Below are 6,755 nucleotides of genomic sequence, written 5' to 3' on the forward strand. Positions count from 1 at the left end.
GAGGAACGTAATACCAGCGCGTGCTACCCGGCAGTACCGGAGCGAATTCTTTGCGTCTCCATAGGATGCGCTTAGCCCCCACATGAGAGAGGGGGCCGCGCGCGTGCCCGAGCAGGGCCAGGGCCTGTCGCTGAAAAGGCCCTACGACCCTACGGCCTGGCCCTACGGCCCTACGCCCAGAGCTGGCCCTGGAGCGTCTCGATGGCCTCTTCCGTGGTGGCGGCCGTGTAGACGCCGGTGGAGAGGTACTTCCAGCCGCCGTCGGCGACGACGAACACGATGTCGGCGCTCTGTCCCGCCTTGACCGCCTTCCTGCCGACGCCGATGGCCGCGTGCAGGGCGGCGCCGGTGGAGACGCCCGCGAAGATGCCCTCCTGCTGGAGGAGTTCACGGGTGCGGGTGACCGCGTCGGCGGAGCCGACGGAGAAGCGGGCGGTGAGGACGGAGGCGTCGTAGAGCTCGGGGACGAAGCCCTCGTCGAGGTTGCGCAGGCCGTACACCAGGTCGTCGTAGCGCGGTTCGGCGGCGACGATCTGCACGCCGGGCCTGTGCTCGCGCAGATAGCGCCCGACGCCCATCAGGGTGCCGGTGGTGCCCAGGCCCGCGACGAAGTGCGTGATCGAGGGCAGGTCGGCGAGGATCTCGGGCCCGGTGGTGGCGTAGTGGGCGCCGGCGTTGTCCGGGTTGCCGTACTGGTAGAGCATCACCCAGTCCGGGTGCTCGGCGGCCAGTTCCTTGGCCACGCGCACGGCGGTGTTGGAGCCGCCCGCTGCCGGGGAGGAGATGATCTCCGCGCCCCACATGCCGAGCAGGTCCCGGCGCTCCTGCGAGGTGTTCTCCGGCATCACGCACACCATGCGGTAGCCCTTGAGCTTGGCCGCCATGGCCAGCGAGATGCCGGTGTTGCCGGAGGTGGGCTCGAGGATCGTGCAGCCCGGGGTGAGCCGGCCGTCCTTCTCCGCCTGCTCGATCATGTGCAGGGCGGGGCGGTCCTTGACCGAGCCGGTCGGGTTGCGGTCCTCCAGCTTCGCCCAGATGCGGACGTCGGCGGACGGCGAGAGCCGCGGCAGGCGCACCAGAGGGGTGTTGCCGACCGCGGCCAGCGGGGAGTCGTAGCGCATCGCTGCTCAGCGACCGATCAGCGCATGCCGCCGGCGACGGCCGGCAGGATCGTCACGTTGTCGCCGTCGGCCAGCTTGGTGTTGATGCCGTCCAGGAAGCGGACGTCCTCGTCGTTCAGGTAGACGTTGACGAACCGGCGCAGCTGGTCGCCGTCGACGATGCGGGCCTGGATGCCCGGGTGCCGGGCCTCGAGGTCGGCGAAGAGCTCGGCGAGGGTCTCCCCGTTGCCCTCCACCGCCTTCTGCCCGTCGGTGTAGGTGCGGAGGATGGTCGGGATGCGGACCTCGATGGCCATGGTTGCGGGCTCCTGTCAGGAAGGTGTCGTCGAAAGGGTGCGGCGCGCGATGGGTTCTCCCAGGCGGTCGGCACAGGGAAGCGCCGCGGCTCACGGCCGGACGGCGGCAGGAGAACGTCAACAGATGGCGCTGTTCAGCCTGCACAGGTCGACGTGCAGCCGCGCCACGAGCAGCATGCCCGGCGTCTTGTCGCTCACGTCGTTCAGAACCATGCGGTCATCGTATCGATTCCCGGTACCGGTCCCCGAGTGTGATCTCGCACTTCGGACCGATTCCGTCCACGATGTGGGATCAGTAGGCCTCGACCACCTTGACCTCCTCCTCCGTGACCTCGCCCGCCACGATCCGGAACGAGCGGAACTGGAACTCGCCGGCCCCGTCGGTGTCCGCCGTGGACACCAGGACGTAGTGGGCGCCGGGCTCGTTGGCGTAGGAGATGTCGGTGCGGGAGGGGTAGGCCTCGGTCGCGGTGTGGGAGTGGTAGATGATCACCGGCTCCTCGTCGCGGTCGTCCATCTCGCGGTAGAGCTTGAGCAGGTCCTGCGAGTCGAACTCGTAGAAGGTGGGCGAGCGGGCCGCGTTGAGCATGGGGATGAACCGCTCGGGGCGGCCGGCGCCCACGGGACCGGCGACCACGCCGCACGCCTCGTCGGGGTGGTCCTCGCGGGCGTGGGCGACGATCTGGTCGTAGAGCGACTGGGTGATGGTCAGCATGGCCAAAGGATAAGCAGATGGGCCGCTCCGTACCGGGGAGTGGTACGGAACGGCCCACATGGCGGACGCCCTGAGCGGCGGCGGGAGCGGCTTCCACGAGTATCCGCTCCCGCCGGACGTCCGGCTCGCCGGGAGGTCAGCGCCTGCTGAAGGCGGCGGCCTCCGGGTTGCGGCGCCTGAGCACCCAGTAGGAGACGCCCAGGATCACGCCCCACAGCGGCGCACAGTACAGGGAGATGCGGGCGTCCTTGTCGATGCCCATCATCACGATCACCATGGCGATGAACGCCAGCGCGAACCAGCTGGTGAACGGGGCGCCCGGGGCGCGGAACTCCGAGCGGGGCAGCTCGCCGCGGTCGGCCTTGGCGCGGTAGCGGATCTGGCTGATCAGGATGACGATCCAGGCCCACATGCCGGAGATGGTGGCGAAGGACACCACGTAGTCGAACGCCTTGCCCGGCCACTGGTAGTTGATCCACACGCCGACCAGCATCAGCGCGGCGGAGAACGTCGTGCCGATGAGCGGGGTGCCGCTGGGCGTCAGCTTGGTGAAGAACTTCGGGCCCTGGCTGTTGAGCGCGAGGTCGCGCAGCATGCGGCCGGTGGAGTACATGCCCGAGTTGCAGGACGACAGGGCGGCGGTCAGGACGACGAAGTTGACGATGCCCGCGCCGGCGGCCAGGCCCATCTTCTGGAAGGCGGCGACGAAGGGGCTCACGCCCGGGTGGAAGTTCGTCCACGGCACGACCGACAGGATCATGATCAGCGCGCCGACGTAGAAGACGGCGATGCGCCACGGCACGGTGTTGATCGCGCGGGGCAGCACGGTCTTGGGGTCCTTGGACTCGCCCGCGGTGACACCGACCAGCTCGACGGCGAGGAAGGCGAACATCACCATCTGGAGGGTCATCAGCGTGCTGCCGACGCCGTGCGGGAAGAAGCCGCCCTCGTTCCACAGGTGGGCCACGGACGCGGTGTCGCCGGCGTCGGAGAAGCCGATCGTCAGGATGCCCGCGCAGATGAGGATCATGCCGATGATCGCGGTGACCTTGACCATCGAGAACCAGAACTCCAGCTCACCGAAGAGCTTCACGGAGATCAGGTTCGCGCCGTAGAGGACGACGGTGAAGATCAGGGCGGACAGCCACTGCGGGATGTCCCACCAGTACGTCATGTAGGCGGCCGCGGCGGTGACCTCGGTGATGCCGGTGACGACCCAGAACAGCCAGTACGTCCAGCCGGTCACGAAGCCCGCGAAGGGGCCGATGAACTCGCGCGCGTACTCCGAGAAGGAACCGGACACCGGGCGGTACATCAGCAGTTCGCCGAGCGCCCGCATGATGAAGAAGATGACGAGGCCGGCGATGGCATAGGCCAGGATCAGACTGGGTCCGGCCTTGGAGATGCCCTTGCCCGCGCCGAGGAAGAGGCCGGTGCCGATGGCACCGCCGATGGCGATCATCTGGATCTGCCGGGCGCCGAGCCCGCGCTGATACCCCTCGCCGTCCCGCGCGGCCTCTTTGCCGTCGCGATGCTGGTCGACCTGCACTGAGGTCATGGATGGTGCGCCTTTCTCCATGCCGACCCGGGCCTTGAGTCGGCCGCGGATCGGGTCCCGATCCCCCCGGATGTGATGGAGCTGGTGCCAACCGACGGTCGTCGGCGTGGTGGCGCACCCGGCGGACATGGGTGGTGTTCGCCGGGCGGTCGTGAAGATGTACCACGACCTTTACAGAGATCACAGGTGGGGCCTGTGATGCATCACACAACTAGGAACGGGCAAAGGCCACCGGAATCGGGCATACGGGGGCACCGCGGTAACAGGATCGTTATGCGGATCTGAGCGTCCGCTGAGCGAACACAGAAGCGGCGGAAATGGGATCGATCCGGATCGATCCGGGCATGCCGATCAGGGCATGAGGGTGGTGACGAGGGTCTCCTGGAGCCCTCCGAGCCACAGATACGCCATCACCATCGGCTTGCGCGCGTCCTCGTCGGGGAGGGTGTAGAGATCGTCGGCGTCGTCCTCGTCGGTGATCTCCAGCCGGGAGCCGATGGCCAGGCGCAGGTCGTTCAGGGCACCGAGCCAGCGCCGGGACTCCTGCGGCGACAGCTTCAGCACGGCCCCGCCCTCGCCCGCCGGGGACAGCTCGTTGAGGGAGTGGACCACCGCGAGCGCGTTCTCGCGTTTGCCGGCGCGCAGGTCGTTCTCGGTGTAGCGGCGGAACTCCGCCGAGTGGGCGCGCTGCTCGGCCGCCTCCTGCGGGCTGCCCGGCTGCTCCTCCGGGTCGCTGTAGGCGTCCGGGAACAGCCGCTTGAGGACCGGGTCGGCGGGCGGTTCGCTCGGGCCCTCGGCGAAGAGTTCGGCGAGCGGGTCGGCGGGGGTGTCCTCGGCGGGGCCGGGGCCGATCAGCTCCAGGAGCTGCACGGCCAGCGACCGGATGATGGAGATCTCCACCTCGTCGAGGGCGACGGCCGCGCCGCCGCCGGGGAGCGGTTCGAAGTGTCCTGGCATGGAAGGGGTTCGCTGCTTCCGGTCGGTCCGGGCTGTCCTGCTGCCCACGGCTGCTGGATGGCTGCTGCGTGACTGTGCGTGACTACTTGCGGTCCTGCTGGAGCGTGGCCCACAGGCCGTAGCCGTGCATGGCCTGAACGTCCCGTTCCATCTCCTCGCGGCTGCCGCTGGAGACGATCGCCCGGCCCTTGTGGTGGACGTCGAGCATGAGCTTGGTGGCCTTGTCCTTGGAGTAGCCGAAGTACGTCTGGAAGACATACGTCACATAGCTCATGAGATTGACGGGATCGTTGTGGACGATCGTCACCCAGGGGACGTCCGGCTCGGGTACGGCGGAGACCTCTTCCGCCGACTCGGTCTTCTCGATCTCGATGGGTGCGGCTGCCGTCACATGGCCCATGCTGCCACTACAGGGGGGTGGGAGCACAAACAGGCAGGGCGGCGGCCGGGTGGTGACGGGCGGGAAATCTTAAATCGTCAGACTGACGAAATGGGAGTACGATGCCTGGTCATACCGCGAACACCGGGGGACACCCCCCGGACCCCCGGCAGTCACTCGGGGGGACCGCAGATTCATGACTAGGAGAGGCGTGTTGAACGCAGCGGACCTCAGGCTGCCGGTGGACGTTCCCTCGACGGCGCTCTTCACCGACCAATACGAGCTGACGATGCTGCAGGCCGCTCTGCGGGCCGGGACGGCCGGACGGCGCAGCGTCTTCGAGGTCTTCACCAGGCGGCTGCCCGACGGACGCCGGTACGGCGTCGTGGCCGGGACCGGGCGTGTCCTGGACGCGGTGGAGAACTTCCGCTTCGACGCGGGCGTCCTCGGCTTCCTGCGCGAGCACGGGGTGGTGGACGAGGCCACTCTCCAGTGGCTGGCCGACTACCGGTTCAGCGGCGACATCTGGGGCTACCCCGAGGGCGAGGTGTACTTCCCGGGCTCGCCGATCATGCGGGTCGAGGGCTCCTTCGCCGAGTGCGTGCTGCTGGAGACCGTCATCCTGTCGATCCTCAACCACGACTCGGCGATCGCGGCCGCCGCCTCCCGGATGTCCTCGGCCGCCGGTGACCGGCCGCTGATCGAGATGGGCGCCCGCCGCACCCACGAGCTGGGCGCCGTCGCCGCCGCCCGCGCCGCCTACGTCGGCGGCTTCTCCTCCACCTCCGACCTGGCCGCGGGCTTCCGGTACAACATCCCCACCGTCGGCACCGCCGCCCACGCCTTCACCCTGCTGCACGACTCCGAGCGGGACGCCTTCCGCGCCCAGGTCGACTCGCTCGGCCGGGGCACCACGCTGCTGGTGGACACCTACGACGTCGCCGAGGCCGTCCGTACGGCCGTGGAGATCACCGGGCCCGAGCTGGGCGCGGTGCGCATCGACTCCGGCGACCTGCTGCTGGTCGCGCACCGGGTACGGCAGCAGCTGGACGAGCTGGGCGCCCGTGACACGAAGATCGTCGTGACCTCCGACCTCGACGAGTACGCCATCGCCTCGCTCGCGGCGGCGCCCGTGGACGCGTACGGCGTCGGCACCCAGCTGGTCACCGGCTCCGGCCACCCGACCTGCTCGATGGTCTACAAGCTGGTCGCCCGCGCCGAGTCCGCCGATCCGGACGCTCCGCTGACACCGGTGGCGAAGAAGTCCAGCGGCGGCAAGACGTCCATCGGCGGCCGCAAGTGGGCGGCGCGCCGGCTGGACGCGTACGGCGTCGCGGAGACCGAGGTGGTGGGCACCGGCCCGGTGCCCGACGAGCTGGCCGGCCGGCAGCTGCTGGTGCAGCTGGTCAAGGGCGGCGAGGTCGTCGGCCGCGAGCCGCTGGACGCCGTACGCGACCGGCACTGCGCCGTCCGCGCCAATCTCCCGCTGTCCGCGACCCAGCTCTCCCGCGGGGAACCCGTCCTTCCGACGGAGTACGTCCAGGAGGGCTCGGGTAGCTAGGTGGTGTCTCGTCGATCAGGCCGGGTCAGGGAGCGGCGGCTGGTGCCGTGCATCGCAAGGCGGAGGAGGGAGTCGATGCGGAGCATCGGCGACCGACGACAACGCGGCGAGGTGCGGCACCAGAGAACGCAACAGCGGCGAGTACGGAAAGAGAGATGCACAGCCGCA

General features: G+C 69.1%; 8 protein-coding genes. 1 reads left to right on the forward strand and 7 read right to left on the reverse strand.

Annotated elements, in window-relative coordinates; translation table 11 throughout:
- Positions 1 to 170: 170 nt before the first annotated feature.
- From ABZ484_RS07105 to clpS, 7 genes are all read right to left on the reverse strand, one after another.
- On the reverse strand, positions 171 to 1,121 hold the full coding sequence (locus ABZ484_RS07105; RefSeq protein WP_358864851.1) for a cysteine synthase: 951 nt from the start codon (positions 1,119 to 1,121) through the stop codon (positions 171 to 173).
- Between the two features lie 17 nt (positions 1,122 to 1,138).
- Complete coding sequence (locus tag ABZ484_RS07110; protein ID WP_358864852.1) at positions 1,139 to 1,417, reverse strand: MoaD/ThiS family protein; 279 nt, start codon at positions 1,415 to 1,417, stop codon at positions 1,139 to 1,141.
- A gap of 117 nt (positions 1,418 to 1,534) precedes the next feature.
- Positions 1,535 to 1,630 (reverse strand): putative leader peptide, encoded by a 96-nt coding sequence (locus ABZ484_RS07115; RefSeq protein ID WP_311318800.1) that lies wholly within the window; start codon positions 1,628 to 1,630, stop codon positions 1,535 to 1,537.
- 79 nt (positions 1,631 to 1,709) lie between these two features.
- A complete protein-coding gene (locus ABZ484_RS07120; RefSeq protein WP_358864853.1) occupies positions 1,710 to 2,132 on the reverse strand; it encodes a M67 family metallopeptidase in 423 nt (140 codons plus the stop codon).
- Positions 2,133 to 2,268: 136 nt separating this feature from the next.
- Complete coding sequence (locus ABZ484_RS07125; RefSeq protein WP_358864854.1) at positions 2,269 to 3,690, reverse strand: amino acid permease; 1,422 nt, start codon at positions 3,688 to 3,690, stop codon at positions 2,269 to 2,271.
- Positions 3,691 to 4,041: 351 nt separating this feature from the next.
- Positions 4,042 to 4,647 carry a DUF2017 domain-containing protein gene (locus ABZ484_RS07130; RefSeq protein WP_358864855.1) on the reverse strand — a complete coding sequence of 202 codons (606 nt, stop codon included), beginning with the start codon at positions 4,645 to 4,647 and terminating at the stop codon, positions 4,042 to 4,044.
- Positions 4,648 to 4,729: 82 nt separating this feature from the next.
- Entirely contained in the window at positions 4,730 to 5,047 is a 318-nt protein-coding gene (clpS, locus tag ABZ484_RS07135; protein ID WP_030167345.1) for an ATP-dependent Clp protease adapter ClpS, read from the reverse strand.
- Between the two features lie 193 nt (positions 5,048 to 5,240).
- Between clpS and ABZ484_RS07140 the strand changes: the two genes are divergently transcribed.
- Positions 5,241 to 6,587 (forward strand): nicotinate phosphoribosyltransferase, encoded by a 1,347-nt coding sequence (locus tag ABZ484_RS07140; protein WP_358864856.1) that lies wholly within the window; start codon positions 5,241 to 5,243, stop codon positions 6,585 to 6,587.
- Positions 6,588 to 6,755: the final 168 nt, after the last annotated feature.

The sequence above is a fragment of the Streptomyces sp. NPDC006393 genome (assembly GCF_040628575.1).
Lineage (GTDB): Bacteria > Actinomycetota > Actinomycetes > Streptomycetales > Streptomycetaceae > Streptomyces.